Consider the following 19,552-nt stretch of genomic DNA (forward strand, 5'->3'; position numbering starts at 1 on the left):
CTACTGATCGGTGACGGCCAGCCGACCGGCCAGGGCGAGGAAGGACGCGCCGAATACGCGGCGCGTCCAGATGGTGATGGCCGGACGGTCGATGACGTGGGTGCGGACCGCCGCCGCGAACGCGCCGTAGGCGGCGAACACCACGAAGGTGACGGCCATGAAGACCCCGCTCAGTTCCAGCATGCGCGCCATGGCGTTCGGCTCGGTGGTGCTGACGAACTGCGGCAGGAACGCGAAGAAGAAGATGGTCAACTTCGGATTGAGCACATTCACCAGAATCGCGGAGACGATCACCCGCAGCGATGACGGAGCGGCGCCGGGCTTTTCGTCCTCGACAGCGAGACTTCCCTTGTCGCGGAACGTGGCCCACGCCATATAGAGCAGATAGGCCACGCCCAGATACTTCAATGTCTGGAACGCGACGGCACTCGTATTCAACAGTGCCGCAAGGCCGGTGACGGCGGCGATCATATGCGGCACGATGCCCAGTGTGCAGCCGAAGGCGGCGACGAGACTGGCCCGCGTGCCTCGATTCAGTCCGGCCGCCAGGGTGTACAGCGCGCCGGTGCCGGGAGTGGCGACGATGACCAGGGTTGTCAGCAGAAACGCGAGGCTCATCAGGCGGAGAGTAACCGCTTCCGCGAGCCGAGCCCAGCCCTATTTCTCCCGGCTCAGAGAACCCGCCGCCCCGAGAGGGCCCGGCCCAGCGTCAACTCGTCGGCGAACTCCAGATCGCCACCCATGGGCAGACCCGAGGCCAGGCGGGTCACCGACAGCCCCGGGAAGTCGCGCAGCATTCGAACCAGATAGGTGGCCGTGGCCTCGCCCTCGGTATTGGGATCGGTGGCGATGATGACCTCGGTCACGTCCACGCCATCGACCTGATTTCCGATGCGCGCCAGCAACTCCCGAATGCGCAACTGATCGGGGCCCACGCCCGACAGCGGATCCAGCGCACCGCCGAGCACGTGATAGCGCCCGCGGAATTCGCGGGTGCGCTCGATGGCCTGCACATCCTTGGGTTCCTCGACGACGCAGATCATGGTGCGATCACGTCGCGGGTCCGCGCAGATACGGCACAGCTCACCATCGGAGACCGTGCCGCAGACCGCGCAGAACCGCACCCCGTCGCGCACCTTCTGCAGCGCCGACTGGAGCCGATCGATCTCGGGCGGCTCCACCGACAGCAGATGAAAGGCGATGCGCTGGGCGCTTTTCGGACCGACGCCGGGCAGCTTGCCCAATTCGTCGATCAGATCCTGAACCGGACCCTCGTACAAATGCTCCGTCCTCTATCCGAGACCCGGCAGGCCGGGGATGCCGCCGCCACCGGCCAGCGGGCCGAACTTCTCCGCGGCCAGCTCCTGCGCCTTGGTCATCGCATTGTTGAGCGCGCCGACGATCAGATCCTGCAGCGTCTCCACATCCTCGGGATCGACGACCTTCGGATCGATCTGCAGCGAGAGCACCTCACCGGTGGCACGGATGGTCACCTTCACCAGGCCGCCGCCCGCTTCACCCGGCACCTCGGCGGCCGCGATCTGCTCCTGCGCCTCGAGCACCGCCTGCTGCATCTGCTGGGCCTGCTGGAGCAACGCTCCCATGTCGAAATCTCCACCTGGCTGCACGGCCTGTCCTCTCTCGGGGGAAGTGGTTACGTACCAGCGTAGTCACGGTTGGGTCTACCACCCTATCGGCCCGGTCATAGCGACCTACCATCAAAAGCGGGTCGGGCGATCCCGGTGGAGGCAGTAATGCGTGTAGACCGTGACCTTTTCCGTAAATCCCTGCTGCGCCTGGTAGCGCCCGCCGGTCTGGCGACGCTGCTCGCCGTGGCGCCCGCGGCGATCCAAACACCAACCGCCAGAGCCGATGTCGATCACGGGGGCGGCTGTGTGATCTACGACTACAACCCCGCCGCGACGGTCGACTCGCTGCGCGGCAGATGCACACCGGAACAACAGGATCAGATCTTCCGCAACTCACCCCGCGGCAGCGTGCCCACCGGCGTGACCAACGGATGGGTGACGCGCCCGCCGATCGTGCAGGCGATCGCGCCACCGTTCTGGATCGGCAAGAACTTCTACACCGGCCCGAACGGCGGCCGCCTGATGAACCGCGTCACCGCCGCGGGCATCGAGGGCTTCCCCGCCAATGTCTACGTCGCCCCGTCCCGCATGGACGGCCGCCCGGCCTGGGCCTTCGACTACGCCCCCTCGATCCTGTCCCCGATCTGGGACGAGGTCCGCGAAATCGCCCCGGGCGTCTGGTTCGGCTACTCCTACTGGCGCGGCGTCCTGCAAACCCCACAGCTGCTGACCTTCGTACTCACCCGCTAGGCCACGTCGCTTGACCCTCCCATTACCGGAGGGTGTTTTCTCGATGGCATGACCGCGACAGTCTCCATCGGTGAGTTCGCTCGGCTCACATGTCTGAGCGTGAAGACCCTGCGGTACTACCACGAGGTCGAGCTACTGGCCCCCGCGGCGGTGGATCCGGTCTCGGGGTACCGGCGCTATGGGACGGACCAGGTCGCGCAGGCGCATCTCATTCGCCGCCTCCGCGAACTGGATATGCCGCTGCCCGAGATCAGGGCGGTACTGGCCGCACCCGATCAGGCCGCCCGCGATGCCGCGCTGCGCGGACATCTGGAACGGATGGAGCAGCAGCTGCTGCGCACCCGCGACATCGTCGCGTCGCTGCGGGCGCTACTGCTACCCGCCGCTCCCATCCAGGTCGAATACCGTTCCGTCCTGGCCTTTTCCGCCCTGGCCTTACGCACGCGGGTGGCCCGGGTGGACTGCGGCGAATGGTGCGGGACCGCGTTTCCGTCGCTGTACGGCACGCTCGGTGCGCGAGGCATCGTCCCCGCCGGACCGGGCGGGGCCACCTATTCGACCGAATTCTTCGAAGACGATATCGGCGAGGTCGTGGCGTACGTCCCGATCACCCCTGCCGACCGGACCGCCTTCGATTCCGACGCGGTGACCGAACTCCCGGCCCGCCGCTTCGCCATCGCCGTACACACGGGCCCGTTCGACGATTTCGATCGCACCTACGGTGCGCTGGGAAGCCATGTGGCCGAACACGATTCGGCCCTGTTCGAACCGATCCGCGAGACCTACCTCGTCAGTCCGGCCGAATCCGGTGACGAGACCACCTACCGCACCGAGGTCTGCTGGCCGATCGGCCGGCTCTAGAAAGGCAAGGAAGACAATGGCACTCACCCTCAGCAACATCACCTTCGACTGCGACAACGCGACCGTACTGGCCGAATTCTGGTCCCAGCTGCTGGACAGGCCCGTCGATCCCGACGGCAATCAGTACTTCGCCACCATCGGCCGCGGCGGCCCCGCGCCCACACTCATGTTCATCGCGGTGCCGGACAAGACCCCGGGCAAGAATGTCGTCCATCTCGATCTGTCCGCCCCCGACTGGCACGAACAGATCGAGCGGGCGATCGCCCTGGGCGCCGAGCGGATCGGCGATTTCGACGAATACGGCCTGCGGTGGGCCACCCTCGCCGATCCGGAGGGCAATCTGTTCGATATCGCCCAGGGTTAGGAGATACGGCTCAGGAGAGCTCGCCCTTCAACTTCTCGAGCATCTCGGCCTGAATCTTCTTCAGCCCCAACGGCGCGAAGATGCCCTCGAAGAATCCGGCCACGCCGCCCGCGCCCTTCCAGCTGGTGCGCACCGTCACCAGCGCGCCGGTGCCCGACGGCGTAACCGTCCAAGTCGTCACCATCGTCGAATTCGAATCCCGTTCGGTAACCATCGAATCCGAGACCGACACCACCGCGTGCACGTTGCGGGACCGCTTCTGGGTGGCCTGCAGCGTCCACTCGGCGACCGTACCCGCCCCCTTGCCACCCTCGAGCACCTTGTAATCGTGATAGTTCGAGGTGAGGATGCGCGGCCGCACGGTCTCGTAATCGGCGATCGCCTCGAGCGCGCGCTGCGAATCCGCCGGAACGACGACCGAACTGGAGGCGTTGACCTGTCCCACTGTGAGCTCCTTGGTTGAATCGGCGCTGTCCACCTACCCTGCCGCCGGGCTATGCTACGCCGCGATCTCGGGGAGTCGGATCACCAGCGTCGCCGGAATCACACGGGGGGATCGATGAGCCGGGAATGGACCATCACGCCGGAACTCCCCCATTCGCCCACCGCCCGAACCCTGTGGCGCGCCTACTACACCGAGGTCAGCGATCGCTGGTATCTGCTGTACGAGGGGCGGCGCACCGATCCGGACGAACTCGAACGCGAGGTGGCGGCCGATCCCGGCACGGATTTCGTTCCGCCGGACGGCTTGTTGCTCATCGCGCGCCGCGCGGGCCAGGTCGGCGGAATGGCCGGGGTGCGACTGCTCGACGCGGATACCGCGGAATTGAAGCGGTTGTTCGTCATCGAGGCGATGCGACGCCGCGGTGGCGCGGCCCTGCTGGTGGCCGCCGCCGAGGAGGCGGCACGCGAATTGGGAGCGCGTCGCATGGTGCTCGATACCCGCACCGATCTGGTCGAGGCGCGGACGCTGTACACCCGCCTGGGTTATACCGAGATCGAGTCCTACAACCGGAGCCCCTACTCGCAACACTGGTTCGGCAAGCGACTGGCCGAGTAGCCCGAATAACCTTTCAGCAAAATCCCGCACGCGCATATTCCCATGCGGAAGGTGACAACACTCCCAAAACCCCGGCCGGGTGCATGTACCCGACACACGGTCGGTCCTGCGCCGTTTCCACAGGTGTGGCACGGCCGTCTCGTTCCGACCGAAAACGTCGACTTGACCTGGAGATTCATCTCCGGGTGAGAGAAGCTGCCGGGCTATCGGAACGCTATGCAACATATGGGTGAAGAATCCGGCCCGTAGGCACCCTCACGGTGGCCCCCGCAAACGGTGCGAGATAGCGTCAGGGGGTGGCAGTGAGTCTGTTGGGGAAGGCCGGACGCGCACCGGCCGCACACGAATCAGGTTTTGCCGCGCACCGGGCGGGGGTGGACCGACTGTTGGCCAGCTATCGCGCGATTCCGCGCGAGGCCAATGTCCGGCTGGCCAAGAAGACCTCGAATCTGTTCCGCGCCCGCGCGAAGAACACCGCGCCGGGCCTGGACGTCTCGGGCCTGACGAAGGTCATCGCGGTGGATCCGCAGGCCAAGACCGCCGATGTCGCGGGGATGACCACCTATGAGGATCTGGTCGCCGCGACACTGCCGTACGGGCTCGCCCCGCTGGTGGTGCCGCAGCTGAAGACCATCACCCTCGGCGGCGCCGTCACCGGCCTCGGAATCGAGTCGTCCTCGTTCCGCAACGGCCTGCCGCACGAATCGGTCCTGGAGATCGACGTGCTGACCGGTGCGGGCGAGATCATCACCGCCACCCGCGACGGTGAGCACGCGGACCTGCTCCGCGGCTTCCCCAATTCCTATGGCACGCTCGGCTATTCGACGCGGCTGAAGATCGAGCTGGAATCGGTGCCGCCCTATGTGGCGCTGCGACATGTGCGATTCCACGATCTGGGCGAACTCGAGACCGCGATGGCGCGGATCATCGCCGACCGCTCCCACGCGGGTGAACGGGTCGACTATCTCGACGGTGTCGTATTCACCGCCGAGGAGAGCTATCTGATCCTGGGTCGTCAGACCGATGAGCCCGGCCCGGTCAGCGACTACACCGGAATGGACGTCTACTACCGGTCCATTCAGCACGATTCGCCCGAACCCAAGCGCGACCGGCTGACGATTCACGACTATCTGTGGCGCTGGGACACCGACTGGTTCTGGTGCTCACGGGCTTTCGGTACGCAGAATCCGAAGATCCGCCGATTCTGGCCGAAACCGTATCGGCGCTCCAGCTTCTATTGGAAGCTCATCGCGCTGGATCACAAGTACGATATCGCCGACCGGATCGAGGCCCGCAAGGGTAATCCGCCGCGCGAACGAGTGGTGCAGGACATCGAGGTGCCCCTCGAACGCACCGCGGATTTCCTGCGCTGGTTCCTGCGCGAGATCCCGATCGAACCGCTGTGGCTGTGCCCGCTGCGACTGCGCGACGACAGTACCGAACGCCCCTGGCCGCTGTATCCGCTGGAACCCGGCCGCACCTACGTGAATGTCGGTTTCTGGTCGGCGGTTCCGACCGTAGCCGGCCAACCGGAGGGCGCGGCCAACCGCGCCATCGAACGCAAGGTCAGCGAGCTGGACGGCCACAAATCGCTGTACTCCGATGCGTACTACGACGAGGATGAATTCGCCCGGCTCTACGGCGGCGACGTCTATCCCGAACTGAAGAAACGATACGACCCCGATCATCGTTTGCTGGATTTGTATTCGAAGGCGGTGCAACGCAAGTGACCACGTTCAAGGATCGCTCCGACGTATTCGCGGAGCTGGGAACCAAACTCAGCATTGCCGAGATCTTCGAGACGCTCGTCGACGGCGAGGTGCCGATTCGATTCTCCGCCTACGACGGCTCGAGCACCGGCCCGGAGGACTCGAAGTTCAAGCTGGACATCAAGACTCCGCGCGGCATCAACTACATCGCCACCGCACCGGGCGATCTCGGCATGGCCCGGGCCTACATCTCCGGCGATATGACCGCCGAGGGGGTGCACCCCGGTGACCCCTACGACATTCTGAAGGCGATGAGCGATCTGAAGTTCCATCGCCCCTCGGCGCTGGCGCTGGTCACCATCGCGCGCTCGCTCGGCTGGGAGGCGCTCAAGCCGATCGCGCCGCCGCCGCAGGAGACGCTGCCGCGCTGGCGTCGCATTGCCTTGGAGGGCCTGCGGCATTCCAAGGCCCGCGACGCCGAGGCGATCCACCACCACTACGACGTCTCCAACACCTTCTACGAGTACGTCCTCGGTCCGTCGATGACCTACACCTGTGCCTGTTACGAGGACGAGGACTGGACCCTCGAGCAGGCGCAGGAGAACAAGTACCGCTTGGTCTTCGACAAGCTCAATCTGAAGGCGGGCGACCGGCTGCTCGATATCGGTTCCGGCTGGGGCGGCATGGTGCGCTACGCGGCCCGGCGCGGGGTCAAGGTGATCGGCGCGACGCTGTCGAAGGAACAGGCCGAGTGGGGCCAGGCCAAGATCGAGGAGGAGGGTCTGGCCGAGCTGGCCGAGCTACGGCACTCCGACTACCGCGATGTCCCCGAATCCGGCTTCGACGCGGTGTCCTCGATCGGTCTGACCGAGCACATCGGAGTGCACAACTACCCCTTCTACTTCGGCTTCATCCAGAGCAAGCTGCGCGACGGCGGCCTGTTCCTCAACCACACCATCACCCGCCCGGACAACACCCGCACCACCAAGGCCGGTGACTTCATCGACCGCTACGTGTTCCCAGACGGCGAGCTGATCGGTTCGGGCCGAATCATTTCCGACATCCAGAACGTCGGCCTCGAGGTCGTCCACGAGGAGAACCTGCGCCCGCACTACGCCCTGACCCTGCACGAGTGGTGCAAGAACCTGGTCGCCAACTGGGATGCCTGCGTCGAGGAGGTCGGCGAGGGCACGGCCAAGGTCTGGGGCCTGTACATGGCCGGCTGCCGACTCGGATTCCAGCGCAACGTCGTTCAGCTCCACCAGGTCCTAGGCATGCGCCTGGGCCCGAACGAGGAGTGGACGGTCCCGCTGCGCCCCTGGTGGAAGGCCTGAGCCACAACAAAACCGACCCCGCGTCGAGACCCCTTTTCACGACCCCGTAGAGTGGTCCGTACGACGCGGGGTGGAGCAGCTCGGTAGCTCGCTGGGCTCATAACCCAGAGGTCGCAGGTTCAAATCCTGTCCCCGCTACTAGGAAAGGCCGTCCTGACCAACAGGTTTCAGGACGGCCTTCAACCTTTGTCGAGGTTGATGGCAGCGCCGTTGGCATCACGCCGAAACGGTCATCTCGGTCAGCCTCGGAAATACGGTGAAATATAGGTCTACCAGGTGATTTCCAGCGGACAACATGGGACGAATGGGACTGTGATCGTTGGGTTGCATACCCTGTGATCGCATGGCTTATGGCGGGGTGCCGGGCGAAGCTGTTGTGCCGGTTCGAATCTGTGGTGGGGCTCGTACAGCATCTTCAACGAATCCCACTCGCTGTGAGCTGCGAATTTCCGCCGACATGCCGATAACTCGGCGGGTTCATCGGCGGTCGTCGTAGCAGCTGACTCCAGTGGACTCAGGTACACGGTGACTCCACCACATGGTGGCTGGGCGACGAGCCGGCGCGCCGACTGCGAAGCAGGTCCCAGCGAACGATCAGACGATCGAGCGCATCAATCAAGGTGTGGGACGTTCGGTCATTGCTGTCTCCGCGGCCGAGGTTCGGGGTTGGGCGCAGCTCGGGTTAGTGGGTGCTGGGTGCGGTAGGCGCCGGTGAGGGCGCACAGGTCGATCAGCTCCCGATCGGTGAAGGAAGCTGCTGCGGCCGTCCTTGTTTCGCCTGTTATGAAGCGGTGGGTGTGCAGATCTCCGACGATGGCATGCAGAAGATGGATATGGTCCGACGGGGGTCGGCGGTGGCCGGTTTGCCGTCGAGGAGGATGTCGAGACCGATCCGGTGCTCCCGGCCGAGATACGCCTGGTGCACATGGACTACGTCCAGGTCGGCGTCGGCCAGCTCGTCGGGCTTCCGCATGCCGTTTGCGCTGGCGGTCCAAGCAGGGGGCTCGACGCGTACGTCGAGGAGGTTTTGCAGCCTCGAATCTCCATTTTGGCGAGCATGATTCAGGCTTCCTTCACCATGTCCCGTTTTTCGCCTGTCGGAGTCGTTTGGCTTGCTTGTCAAGGTTGCGCACGTGCGTTGACGCTGCGCCGAAGGCGCTGACCAGATCAGGTCGCAACGCATCGAAGTCACCCAGAGCCTCGTCGACACGCCCGGTCGCGGCGCGCAGCTGGGCGATGACGAACCGCGTTTCGAGCACCACATGGAGCTGGTCGCCATCCCCCGCTGCGGCATTGTGAACGAAGAAAAGCAGCTGTGGCAGGGCCTTCTCGGCTTTGCCGATCTGGGCATAGGCGTGGCCCGCTTGAAGGGCACAGCTGAGAACATCGGGATCGGAAGGCGGACGAAGTCTGCGGTACTGTTCTCCGACTTCGTCGAACAGCGCCGCTGCTCGACCGAATTCACCGCAGACGTACAGGGCCGCGGCCAACTCCTTCCGTAGCATTAGCGCCAATGCGGGGTCGTGACCCGCGCGCGCGATACTGTCTTCCAGCAAGCTGACCGCTTCGGAGGGACGGTCCTCCTTCAATGCCAGATCAATGTCGTCCCACAGCTGATGCACCTCGTCGTCAGTGAGCTCCGCACCGCTATCGGTTGACGCCGCTACAGCGATCGAGTTCACCAGCGGGCGTCGAAATGGGCCTGTGGGGTCGGGGTCCTGGCTTCCGGCTCGGCCATCGTCGGCGACCATGGCAAATGGCAGCAGCGTGCCGTATACCGTCAGCGCGGAGGGCCGCTTCGTTGCGTCTTTATCGAGCATCGCTGTCACGAGGACATCCAGGTCCGGCGGTATTTCGGGGCGGCGCGAACGCACGGACGGCGCACTGGACTGCAGATGTTGCGATCGCACGGCCCCGTCGACGCCCAGGAACGGGAGGTCTCCCGTCAGGAGCTCGAATAGCAGGCAGCCGAGCGAGTAGATGTCCGAGGCGGATGTCACCACCTGACCGAGCCACTGCTCCGGCGACATATACGGCGGCGTTCCCACGGTGCGGTCGATCTGTGTGAGCCGCGGCAACGCCCCGCTGCCGTGCAGGATCGCGATGCCGAAATCCAGAAGCTTGACCAGCCCGCCGTCGACGATCATCACGTTGGCGGGCTTGATATCCCGATGCACGATGTCGACCTGGTGCACCTCGGACAACACCGCCGCAATCTGGGCCGCGATGGACGCGGCCCATGCGATGCTCGGCTGACTGTCCACGAAGTCGGTGTGGTCGAGCAACGTCTGCAGTGTCTTGCCACGAAGCAGCTGCATGACCAGCCACAACTGGGTGGTGCCGTCGGCCCGCGTCTCGACCCCGGTGTCATAAACGGCCGGTGTTCCCGTCAGTTCCAGCCGTGCGGTGGTGCGGATTTCCCGCACGAACCGCTTCCGATCCCGTTCCAAAGCCTCGAGGATTTCCACAGCTTCCGGACTGACCGGTCCCGACGGCACCGGCCCGGACGGCGGTTTGAGTAGCTTGATCGCCACTTTGCGATCAAGCCGCTCGTCCCATCCGTAGAACACCTCGCTCATGCCGCCGCTGCCCAGCAGCCCGTCAATCCGGTAGCGGCCCGCCAGCAGCCGCTTGCCTGCCACCAGTTCGTCCGTCATCGCAATCTACCCCCGGTTCGGTTTCATTCTTCCCGCATGCGATCCACGGTGGCGCGGTCCATCTCCGCACGCAACCGCGCGAGGGCCTCGTCGCGGGCCGGCGCATTGATGATGCGGTACGCCCGCTTCGCGGCGGCTTGTTTGATCGCCTGCTGGAACTCGTCGTTGTCGAAGTACAACTTCATGAACTCGGTGTTGCGCTCGGCGTTCTCGGCCACGATGTCGTCGAGCCGGTCGCTCGCGACCTGGGCGAAACGAGCCTCGTCGTTCATGAGACCGATCTGCTGCATGCCAACGTCCTCGACAAGTCCGGCTACCTGCTGGTTCACCAGGATTTCATCGCTGGTGCCCAGATCAAGACCGAATCGCTGGTTGAGCTCGTCGATGATCTCCGACAGGGGGATGACATCCGGCTCCTTGTAACCGCCGCCATCGGCGGCGTGGCCTCGAACGTCGCGGTCGCCGACCGGTGCCAGCGACACGTTGTGCCGCCCCGTGAATTCGAGCCGGTAGTGGCTCAAGTCGGCGTCGCCGATGTCGACAGAGGTGGAAGGCCTGCCAGGCAGCCGAATCAAGAGAATCCGACCGAACTGGTACAGACGTTCCAGCTCAGCGTCCGGCCAGTCGACGATCTGCGCGAGCAGATTGTAGGCGCGCACGAAGTTCTTCAACGCCGCGCGGAAGCCTTCCCGCTCGTCGTCGGTCTCCAGGTTGACGAAACGATCAAGCGCCGGCTTGAGCGCTTCGTGCAGGTCGGCGTGCAGCTTGCTTTCGGCGGGATCCGACATGCGGCCCGGCGACGCGGCCTTGAGCAAAGTCACGAACGCGTCCATCTCCGACGCGACGAGCACGCCGAACTCCATCACCTCACGCTGCTTTGTGTAGAGCATGTCCGGCTGCGGCGGCTCGGTGATGGTGGCCTCGAACCAGTCCGCGAATGACTTCTTGATGTCCTCGGCGTCGTTGACGAAGTCGAGGATGTGGATGTCGTCCTGGGATTTCAACGGGTGAATCCGGTTGAGCCGCGACAAGGTCTGCACCGCGGTGACACCGGTCAGCGGCTTGTCCACATACATGCCGCACAGTAGCGGCTGGTCGAAGCCGGTCTGATATTTCTCCGCGACCACGAGCAGGCGATATTCGTTCTGGTTGCGCGCTGCTGCCTGCGGATCGTCGGCCTTGACGTAGCCGAACTTGTCGGGGAGTTGACTCTCCGGGAATCCGTTGAGTTGGGCCTCGCTGACTTCGAGCCCTTCTTCTATCTCCAACTGCCCCGAGAATGCGATCAGCGTTCCGCAGTCGGTGAATCCGCGCAGCTCGATGTACCGGCGCATCGCCTGGTAAAGATCGTGTGCATGCATGCGGCTGGGCGTGACCACCATCGCCTTCGCCCGGCCGCCGAGCTTCCCTGCAACGTGCTCCCGGAAATCGTCGACGATATGCCTGGCCCGCTGATCCACCGCCGTCGGGTGCAGTTCGGCCAGACGAACAAGCTTGGCCTTCGCCTTCGCCTTGTCGACCTCTGGGTTCCCCAGGCCCGACTCCTGTTGGTCCACGGCGACGTTGTTCAGCCGCCACTTCGTGTCGTAGGTAATGTAGTTGGCCAGCACATCGAGGATGTAGCCCTCGTCGATCGCCTGCCGCATCGAGTAGATATGGAACGGCACGTACATGCCCTGCTCGCCGGTACGTGGATGCACCCGGTCAGGGGCGAACCGCCCGAACAGCTTCAGCGTCGGCGACTTCGGCGTGGCGGTGAACGCGAAGTACGACAGATTCGGCTGCTTGCCCCGCACCCGCGTCATGTACTCCGCGTCGTCCTCGTCCTCCTCACGGGGCACCGCGTTGGCACCCAGCGCCTGCTTGAGCCGGATCGCCGATTCGCCGCCCTGCGATGAGTGGGCCTCGTCGATGATGACCGCGTACCGCAGGGCGGCGAGATCCATGTCGGCGATCTTCCCCAGCACGAACGGATACATCTGCAGCGTCGAGATGATGATCTTCGACGTGCTGTCCCCGAGTGCCGCCGCCAATTGCGTCGAATCCTCGTCGATCTTCTTCACCACGCCCGGCGTGTGATCGAACTGGAAGATCGTCTTCTGCAATTGCCGGTCCAACACGACACGGTCGGTGATCACGATAACCTTTTGGAACACCAGCTGATTCGCCGCGTCGAACAGATTCGACAGCCGATGCGCAAGCCACGCAATAGTATTCGACTTGCCCGAGCCTGCCGAATGCTGAATCAGGTAGTTATGCCCCGCACCATTGTCCCGCGCGTCGGCGACCATCTTCTGCACCGCGTCCCACTGGTGGTAGCGCGGGAAGATCCGCGGATCGGTGTGCGGATTGGCCTTGACGCCCTTGCGATCCGGCACCTTGATGTGAATGAACCGCTGCAACAGCTCGAGCCAGTTCTCGAAATCCCAGATCTGCTCCCAGAGATAGGCAACCGCATAGGTCCCCGAACCCAGCTCCACCGGCGGATTCCCGGCACCGCCGGACACACCCGGCCCGTTGGACCCGATGTTGAACGGCAGGAACCGAGTGTCCTTGCCCTGCAACTGCGTAGCGACGAACACCCGATCGGGATCCACCGCGAAATGCACCAGGGTGCGCTTCGCGAAGAACGGCTCCTTCGGATCGCGGTCATCCCGGTACTGCGCGATGGCATGGTCAGCGTTCTGGCCCGTGTTCGGGTTCTTCAGCTCCGCCGTCGCCACAGGCAGCCCGTTGACGAACAACGCCATGTCCAACGACTTGTCCGGATGACGCTTGCTGTAATGCAGCTGCCGAGCGACCGTCAGCACGTTCCGGCGATACTCGCGCAACGCATCCGCAGCGAGGGTGTGCCCCGGCCGGAAATATGCGAGGTTGATCAAGATGCCCTTGGTGCGCACCCCCTGCCGCAGAACATCCAACACGCCCCGCGCGTCAATCTCGGCCGCAACCAAGCGCGCGAACTCCCGCTGCGCGGTGTTCGCATCACCCGCACGGTCGACAAGCTTGTTCCACGTATCGCCTTGCGTGGCACCGATGAGCCGGAACATCTCGCCGGTGTCTATGCCGAGCTCGACGTCGAACGTTCCCTGCGCACGGGACCATCCACGGTCGAGAAGCTCCGCCTCAACACGCTGTTCGAATGCCAGCTCGGTGTGAGCGCCAGGGGTCATACGGACACGCTTTCGGACGGGGTGAAGCGGCGGGCAGTGGTGACGTCGATCTGGCCGGTGACGGCCGCGGTGATCAGAGCCTGACGGCGTTCGGAGAGCAGCTTAAGTTGCTTTTGACGCAGATCTCGCTGGCTGTCAACCGCAGCCAAGTCGGCCTGTGCCGATTTGGCCAGCGCAGCCTGCTCCTCAATCGAGATTACCGGCACGGGCAAATCCCGGAGATCCGGTAGCGACAATTGCGTCTTGGTTCCACCGTATTGGTTGCCCATCAGCCTGCTCTGAACGGATGGTGACGCCAACAGATAGGCAAGCCATTCACTGTCGATTCGGCTCTTGTCCGGCCTGATCAAGCCGACGTGCTGGCTTACGTAGCCTCCGGTCGTCACCTGGTTCGACAGAGCGACCCAGCCGGCGTTGGCTCCAGTGATACCCACCAGCACGTCTGTTGGGCCGATTCGTGAGCGGTTCGCCTCTTGTGCCGCTGACTGAGGAAGGTCGACAAACGCTAAATCGTCGAGTTTCGGTTCGACTCGTTCTGAGTACAGGTTGGCACTACGAAAGAATACGGCTCCCTTTTCAGATACGTAGCCTCCCCATCCGCGCGAACCGCTCGTTATCAGTTCGCACATGTAGCCGAGCCGGAGACGAGCAGCGTCAGCCGAGTCCACAGACACCCGATCAAGCAGCCGCAAACGTTTATGCGCCAGTAACTCGTCCTGCTTCGCCATAATTGAAATCAGTGCGCTGATGTGCGAGGTTTCGGCGTCGAGGAAGTCGGCGATGCGGCGCTGCTCGTCGAGCGGAGGCAACAGTACGTCTACGTCGCCAAGGTCGCCGGGGTTGATAGCCGGATAGCTCACACCAACCGAACGCGCGACCACCTCGCTGACGAACGGGTCTGACCGGCAAACGTATGAGAGAAACCGGTCATCTGCCAACTCTTTAGCCTCAAGTACCGCGAATCCTGTCGAAAAAATAAGCGGCTCGTCAGTATGGGGAATTTTGGCGATGGCACGTAAATAGGTGCGTACCGTCGAAACGATAGTTCCGCCGTTCGGGGCGTACCGACGCGCACGTGAAGGGGCGGATTCAAAGCGGACAGGTTCTCTTGGAATAGTGATGTCACCCAGCTCATTTACCGCCGATACGTCAACATACCTGAATTCGTAACCAGGGTCGGTCGACTCCGGTAGCGCAAATCGGTTGATGTGCGCAACGTCCTTCAGTCTCACCGCGTCACCTCCCCCAGCAGCTTCTGAATCTGCTCCTCCAGCTCCCGCAGTTCCGCGTCGATCTCCGCCAGCGGCCGCGGCGGGGTGTAGACGTAGAAGTGCCGCGTGAACGGGATCTCGTACCCGACCTTGTCCTTGTCGCGGTCGATCCACGCATCCGGAACATGCGGCGTCACTTCGCGGGCGAAGTACTCGTCAATGTCCTCGTCCAGCGGGATGTTCTCGTAGTCGCGCAGGTCGGGGTCCGGCAGGACCGAGCCGTCCTTCGCCGTCTGCACCTCGCCGTCGGGGTCGGAGATCGACACCGCGGCCCACAAACCCTTCTGCAACGCAGCGGTACTCGGCCAGGTCGCGTCAGCAGCCTTGACGGCGGCTTTCATGGCGTTGGCTGCTTCGTTCTTCGTCCACCACACCGAGCCGGTCAGCCCACGCAGGGCAGCGACCAGGTCGTCGCGGTCGGCCCACTTCGCCAGCGGCTTCGCGTCTTCGAGTGCGGCGAGGGTGTCTTCGGTGATTTCGAAGCGCTGCTTCAGCGGGCGCTCGACGGTGATATGGGTGTACCCGAAGTCGCGGGTACCGAAGATCTTCACCTTGGTGTGGTCCGGGTGCTCCGAGTCGGCGGCAATGTCGACGGCGGTGACGTACATCTTCGTTATGTGGTCAATTTGGGCGTCGCTGATTTGTTTGCGCTTGTCGCCCAACGACTTGCGCATCTTCTCCCACTGGTCGCGGGCGTCGAGCAGGATCACCTTGTTGCGCAAGCGCTTCGACTTGCGGTTGGACAGCACCCAGAAGTAGGTGGAGATGCCGGTGTTGTAGAACAACTGGTCCGGTAGCGCGACGATGCCCTCCAGGAGATCGTTGTCCAGGATCCACTGGCGGATACAGGATTCACCGGATCCGGCGGCGCCGGTGAACAGCGGGGAGCCGTTGAAGACGATCGCGAGGCGGGAGCCCTTGCCTTCGACCGGTTCCATCTTGTCGATCATGTTCTGCAGGAACAGGAACGAGCCGTCGTTGATGCGGGGGGTGCCCGCGCCAAAGCGGCCTGCGAAGCCGAGTTCGGCTTCGGCTTCGACGAAGTCCTTGACCTTCTTCCATTCCACGCCGAACGGCGGGTTGGACAGCATGTAGTCGAACTTCCGGTCCTTGAAGCCGTCTTCGCTGAACGAGTTGCCGAACACGACCTCGCCGGGCTGGCTGCGGATCAGCATTTCCGACTGGCAGGTGGCCCACGCGTCGGGGTTGATCTCCTGGCCGTACAGGTATACCTCGGCCTTGGGATTGATCGCCTTGATGTGTTCCTCGGCGGCGGTGAGCATGCCGCCGGTGCCGCAGGCAGGGTCGAGGATATTGATGACTTGGCCCTCACCGGCGACGGTGTCCGCGTCGGGGGCGATGAGCAAGTTCACCATCAGCTTGATGACTTCACGCGGAGTGAAGTGCTCACCGGCGGTCTCGTTGGAGGCTTCCGCGAACAGCCGGATCAGATGCTCGAAGACGTAGCCCATGTCATGGCTGTCGAGCTTGTCGAGGTCCTTCATCGCCGCGAACCGGCCGATCACCTGATACAGCAGTTTCGCGCTCGCCAGCTTAGTGATCTGGTTGTCGAAGTCGAACCGCTCGAGGAGCTTGCGCACGTTCGGGGAGAAGCCCTTGATGTAGTCGCGCAGGTTTTTCGCCACGCTCGTCGAATCGGACGCGATGGTGCCGAAGTCCTGCTGAGAGACGTTGAAGAACGGCAGCTTCGCCGTTCGCTCCAGCACCTTCTCCTTGTTCTGGACGCCGCTCGCCTCCAGTTTCACGTCACGTTCACGGACGGCCTCACGGGTGGAGGCCATTACCGCGTCGAGCCGGCGCAGCACCGTGAACGGCAGGATCACCTGTCCATACTCGTGGCGCTTGTAGTCGCCGCGCAGCAGGTCGGCGACGGACCAGATGTCGTTCGCCATCTTCTGGTGTGTGGGTCCTGAGGTCATGCCTCGTGTCACCTTCGGTTCGAGTTGATGTTGTCAGTTTTGTTGATAGGTAACGATTTTGGAGCCAAAGCGCCGATAGTCAGGGCATGGAGGGTCTGGTCGATCACGTTCGCGCTCACCGCAGCGAGCGCGGAGAGCGCGTCACGCAGCTCCAATAGCTGCCGAAACGCCGCGCCGTAGCGGCGCTGCTCCACCGGCGGCAGTCGAGGAAGGCGGCAGCGCCGCAGATCGTCGCGGCTGAGGACGCCGATTGTATTGGATGTGGGCAGCGTATTGGCATCGGCCCGAAGGAAGATCGCGACGAAATACGGGTCCATCCGAGCCAGGTCGACCTCGATGACCTGGGACACGCCTGCCTCGTCCGATGAGGAACCGGTGGCGACGATCGGAGCTCGACCGAGGGTCCGGATGAGCACGTCACCGGCGCGCGGGGTGGTTTCCCGCGTGCGGATGGTGAGCGCGCCGACTCGTTCCAGTTCGGCGATGGTCACCGTGGAGTGCCGGGGTGGAGAGTCGGGATCGGCGAATCGGGGAAGGCCCTGCCCAACCTGCGCGTAGAGGGCCTGTAGACGCCGGGTCACGCTGGCGATGTCCTCGGCGTCGGCCTCAACTCTGGCCACAACATGACGCGACGGAAGCAGATTCGTGTCGCCGTCGAGCAACTCCACACGCGCGACCGACCGGGAAATTTCCGGCGAGGCGTCAGTGAAGAGCTGCTGCCACGCCGCGTACTGGTACGGCAAATCGCGCGGGTCGACGACCCAGGACAGGTTGACCATGCGTACAGGGGCGTAATCGGGCGTGCCGTAGGGGCGGCGAAGCACCCAGAGACAGATCTCGGTGTCCGGCGAAGGTCCCATGCCCTTCGGCAGCGCGATCACGTCACGCAGTACACCGGAGCGGACCAGGGCGGCGCGAATTTGCTGACCCGAGGCATGGAAGCAGGTCCGGGCGGAGACGACGACAACGGCGACGCCACGCGGACGCAGGTAGGCATAGCACTGCTGCACCCAGGCCAGCTCGCTATCGCGACCGGTGGGCTCGCCGAACTCCCAGCTTGTCCCAGCGTCCAACCGCTCAGATGCCCGTTTCGGCGGGTCAAGCGGCGGGACGCAGACCGCACCGGCGGCGACGCCGAGAGGGCTCCGACCGACCGCCTGGATCCGGTCGCCGAACCTGTCGGCGACAGCCTCCAAAAAGGCGCCTGAACCATGCGCCGGGTCGATGACGACGGGTACGTCGAGATCTCCGGTGTTCACGAGTTTTTCCGCGGCTGTCGCGCGAGGCAGCAGTGACGCGATGACCCTGGCCAAGAGTTGTTCCGGGGACAGTCGCGTTTCGTCGATGGTCTCAGGTTCCGGGGCATCGAGGAGGTGGGTGCCGGTATCGGTGCGACCGGCCGTCGCAAGTTGCTCGGCCTTCCCGGTTGCGGCCAGCCAAGCCTCGACTTCGGCGCGGGAGAACGTCGGGCTGGCTGAGGTTCCGCCATTTGGCTGCGGGAAGTCCGGGTAGCGCTTGCGCCAGTTCGAAACCGCGGCGCGGCCGACGCCAGCCAGCCGCGCGATGGCGGCCGCTGTCAATGCGTCGGGTTCGTCGAAGCTCATTTCCACGACCGTACACATCGAGAGATGTGTACGCAAATTCACAGCCCTAGATGCTAAATAATTGTTGACATATGCTATCTACGTTCACGCCTATGCTGCTGTTGCTGCATCAGGCGGTCCGCCAGCGCCGCCGCCTCAATTCCTCCTCTCCGGGACGCCGGATATGAGCAAGCGCCCCCCTTCGCATCACAGGCCAGCATCGCGGACACTGCCGGCATGGCTGCCACCCCGAGCTGACCGCGCATCACGGCCGCGACCTCCGGAAACCGCTGCCTTCGCTCCCAGCCACGCGATGCACGACCGGCAAGATCCGCAATTGGTCCAAGCTGGCCGTCCCGCGGACCAGCGGCGGGAGCAGTGGTTTAACGAGTGCGTCGCGTGTTCCGGATGGCATCTGACCAGCTGGTCGCTCGCCGACTTCGCGACCTGCACGAGCGTCGCGGCGGCATCGAATGCCGCCGCGCTCGCGATCGAGAAGCCTGTTGTCCCAACGCCAGCAGAACTCGATCCTGCGGCGAGGCCAAGACGGTGACCCCGACGACCCCTTCGTGCAGGGAATGCGTGGCACCTACAACGACCTCGACGCCGAGAAGACCGCCGCGTTGTCGGTCATCGCCACGCTCGACGCCGACGACGACACCGAACCGCATCGCCCCGGCGCCGCCGACACCGCACTACTCGACGCCCTGCCCTACCTGGCGCTCAACCTCCCCGCCGCGCCGGAACCGTTGCTACGCAAACTATTCGAGATCGCCCAGCTCGCCATCCGGTTGCACGACGACCGCGACCAGGTGACCAACACCATCACACTGCCCGCCGACCACATTCCCGACATCGCCTACGAAGCCGAAAAGATCACCATTGTGAACACCACAACCGACAGCCGCCCACACGGCAGAAACAGGTTGTGTAGATGTCGTACATGCCCCCGGGGCGGCTCGAACCAGCAAAGGCGTGCAACGGCGTGTATTGCAGCTTTCTGCTGGGGTCGCGCTGTGAGCTGTCGGCGACACACCCGCCGGGCAGGGCGCAGGGGTGATCCGTGTCCTGCGATGAAGCTGGGCCGCGCAGCTACGAACGATGGCGATAGCTGACCCTATGTCGTCGTGAATGTTTCTGGCACTGAGTGGCCGGTGTCGGAGAAGCTGTCGTTGTCGTCCACGGTCGCTGATCGGCGATGAAATCGCTGGTCAGCGCCTGGGATTTGGCATCAAATTTGGCATCACGACAGTATGGGAAC

General features: G+C 64.0%; 17 protein-coding genes and 1 tRNA gene. 8 read left to right on the top strand and 10 right to left on the bottom strand.

Annotated features, from left to right (window positions below; translation table 11 throughout):
* The 3 genes from NP4_RS15125 to NP4_RS15135 are packed head-to-tail and all read right to left on the bottom strand — an operon-like array spanning nucleotide 1 to nucleotide 1,628.
* Nucleotides 1–618, bottom strand: coding sequence for a LysE family translocator (locus NP4_RS15125; RefSeq protein WP_067998133.1), 618 nt, complete (start codon nucleotides 616–618; stop codon nucleotides 1–3).
* Nucleotides 619–671: 53 nt separating this feature from the next.
* Complete coding sequence (gene recR / locus NP4_RS15130; RefSeq protein WP_062512076.1) at nucleotides 672–1,280, bottom strand: recombination mediator RecR; 609 nt, start codon at nucleotides 1,278–1,280, stop codon at nucleotides 672–674.
* Between the two features lie 12 nt (nucleotides 1,281–1,292).
* Nucleotides 1,293–1,628 (bottom strand): YbaB/EbfC family nucleoid-associated protein, encoded by a 336-nt coding sequence (locus tag NP4_RS15135; protein ID WP_067998135.1) that lies wholly within the window; start codon nucleotides 1,626–1,628, stop codon nucleotides 1,293–1,295.
* 126 nt (nucleotides 1,629–1,754) lie between these two features.
* On the opposite strand from NP4_RS15135, the gene NP4_RS15140 reads away from it, so the two are divergent.
* Genes NP4_RS15140 through NP4_RS15150 form a run of 3 tightly spaced genes read left to right on the top strand, consistent with a single transcriptional unit; the run spans nucleotide 1,755 to nucleotide 3,564 of the window.
* Entirely contained in the window at nucleotides 1,755–2,339 is a 585-nt protein-coding gene (locus NP4_RS15140; protein ID WP_067998137.1) for a hypothetical protein, read from the top strand.
* Between the two features lie 48 nt (nucleotides 2,340–2,387).
* Nucleotides 2,388–3,200 (top strand): MerR family transcriptional regulator, encoded by an 813-nt coding sequence (locus tag NP4_RS15145; protein WP_067998138.1) that lies wholly within the window; start codon nucleotides 2,388–2,390, stop codon nucleotides 3,198–3,200.
* A 16-nt stretch (nucleotides 3,201–3,216) separates the two neighbouring features.
* The gene (locus tag NP4_RS15150; RefSeq protein WP_067998140.1) at nucleotides 3,217–3,564 is read left to right on the top strand and encodes a VOC family protein; all 348 of its coding nucleotides are present in this window, start codon (nucleotides 3,217–3,219) and stop codon (nucleotides 3,562–3,564) included.
* Between the two features lie 10 nt (nucleotides 3,565–3,574).
* Here NP4_RS15150 and NP4_RS15155 read toward each other — a convergent pair whose 3' ends face one another.
* Entirely contained in the window at nucleotides 3,575–4,009 is a 435-nt protein-coding gene (locus NP4_RS15155) for an SRPBCC family protein (protein ID WP_067998188.1), read from the bottom strand.
* 114 nt (nucleotides 4,010–4,123) lie between these two features.
* Between NP4_RS15155 and NP4_RS15160 the strand changes: the two genes are divergently transcribed.
* The 4 genes from NP4_RS15160 (at nucleotide 4,124) to NP4_RS15175 (ending at nucleotide 7,805) form a co-directional block, all read left to right on the top strand.
* Nucleotides 4,124–4,624 (top strand): GNAT family N-acetyltransferase, encoded by a 501-nt coding sequence (locus NP4_RS15160; protein ID WP_067998189.1) that lies wholly within the window; start codon nucleotides 4,124–4,126, stop codon nucleotides 4,622–4,624.
* Between the two features lie 302 nt (nucleotides 4,625–4,926).
* Nucleotides 4,927–6,354 (top strand): FAD-binding oxidoreductase, encoded by a 1,428-nt coding sequence (locus NP4_RS15165; protein ID WP_067998142.1) that lies wholly within the window; start codon nucleotides 4,927–4,929, stop codon nucleotides 6,352–6,354.
* Nucleotides 6,351–7,667 (top strand): class I SAM-dependent methyltransferase, encoded by a 1,317-nt coding sequence (locus NP4_RS15170; RefSeq protein ID WP_067998144.1) that lies wholly within the window; start codon nucleotides 6,351–6,353, stop codon nucleotides 7,665–7,667. Before NP4_RS15165 ends, NP4_RS15170 begins: the two co-directional genes overlap by 4 nt.
* Nucleotides 7,668–7,731: 64 nt before the next feature.
* Nucleotides 7,732–7,805 (top strand) — tRNA-Met (locus NP4_RS15175).
* A gap of 643 nt (nucleotides 7,806–8,448) precedes the next feature.
* Here NP4_RS15175 and NP4_RS15180 read toward each other — a convergent pair.
* The 6 genes from NP4_RS15180 to NP4_RS15205 all read right to left on the bottom strand — a co-directional run bounded on the left by NP4_RS15180 (nucleotide 8,449) and on the right by NP4_RS15205 (nucleotide 18,312).
* Nucleotides 8,449–8,640: a hypothetical protein gene (locus tag NP4_RS15180; RefSeq protein ID WP_067998146.1), complete on the bottom strand. Its 192-nt coding sequence runs from the start codon at nucleotides 8,638–8,640 to the stop codon at nucleotides 8,449–8,451.
* 100 nt (nucleotides 8,641–8,740) lie between these two features.
* Nucleotides 8,741–10,324 carry a serine/threonine-protein kinase gene (locus NP4_RS15185; RefSeq protein ID WP_067998147.1) on the bottom strand — a complete coding sequence of 528 codons (1,584 nt, stop codon included), beginning with the start codon at nucleotides 10,322–10,324 and terminating at the stop codon, nucleotides 8,741–8,743.
* A gap of 23 nt (nucleotides 10,325–10,347) precedes the next feature.
* Nucleotides 10,348–13,497 carry a type I restriction endonuclease subunit R gene (locus NP4_RS15190; RefSeq protein WP_067998148.1) on the bottom strand — a complete coding sequence of 1,050 codons (3,150 nt, stop codon included), beginning with the start codon at nucleotides 13,495–13,497 and terminating at the stop codon, nucleotides 10,348–10,350.
* Nucleotides 13,494–14,729 (bottom strand): restriction endonuclease subunit S, encoded by a 1,236-nt coding sequence (locus NP4_RS15195; protein WP_082875879.1) that lies wholly within the window; start codon nucleotides 14,727–14,729, stop codon nucleotides 13,494–13,496. Before NP4_RS15195 ends, NP4_RS15190 begins: the two co-directional genes overlap by 4 nt.
* Complete coding sequence (locus NP4_RS15200) at nucleotides 14,726–16,681, bottom strand: type I restriction-modification system subunit M (RefSeq protein WP_245997851.1); 1,956 nt, start codon at nucleotides 16,679–16,681, stop codon at nucleotides 14,726–14,728. Before NP4_RS15200 ends, NP4_RS15195 begins: the two co-directional genes overlap by 4 nt.
* Before the next feature lie 35 nt (nucleotides 16,682–16,716).
* A complete protein-coding gene (locus NP4_RS15205) occupies nucleotides 16,717–18,312 on the bottom strand; it encodes an N-6 DNA methylase (RefSeq protein ID WP_156524914.1) in 1,596 nt (531 codons plus the stop codon).
* A gap of 482 nt (nucleotides 18,313–18,794) precedes the next feature.
* Between NP4_RS15205 and NP4_RS15210 the strand changes: the two genes are divergently transcribed.
* Nucleotides 18,795–19,406, top strand: coding sequence for a hypothetical protein (locus NP4_RS15210; protein WP_067998153.1), 612 nt, complete (start codon nucleotides 18,795–18,797; stop codon nucleotides 19,404–19,406).
* The last annotated feature ends 146 nt before the right edge of the window (nucleotides 19,407–19,552 follow it).

Source organism: Nocardia pseudobrasiliensis NBRC 108224 (genome assembly GCF_001613105.1).
Lineage (GTDB): Bacteria > Actinomycetota > Actinomycetes > Mycobacteriales > Mycobacteriaceae > Nocardia > Nocardia pseudobrasiliensis.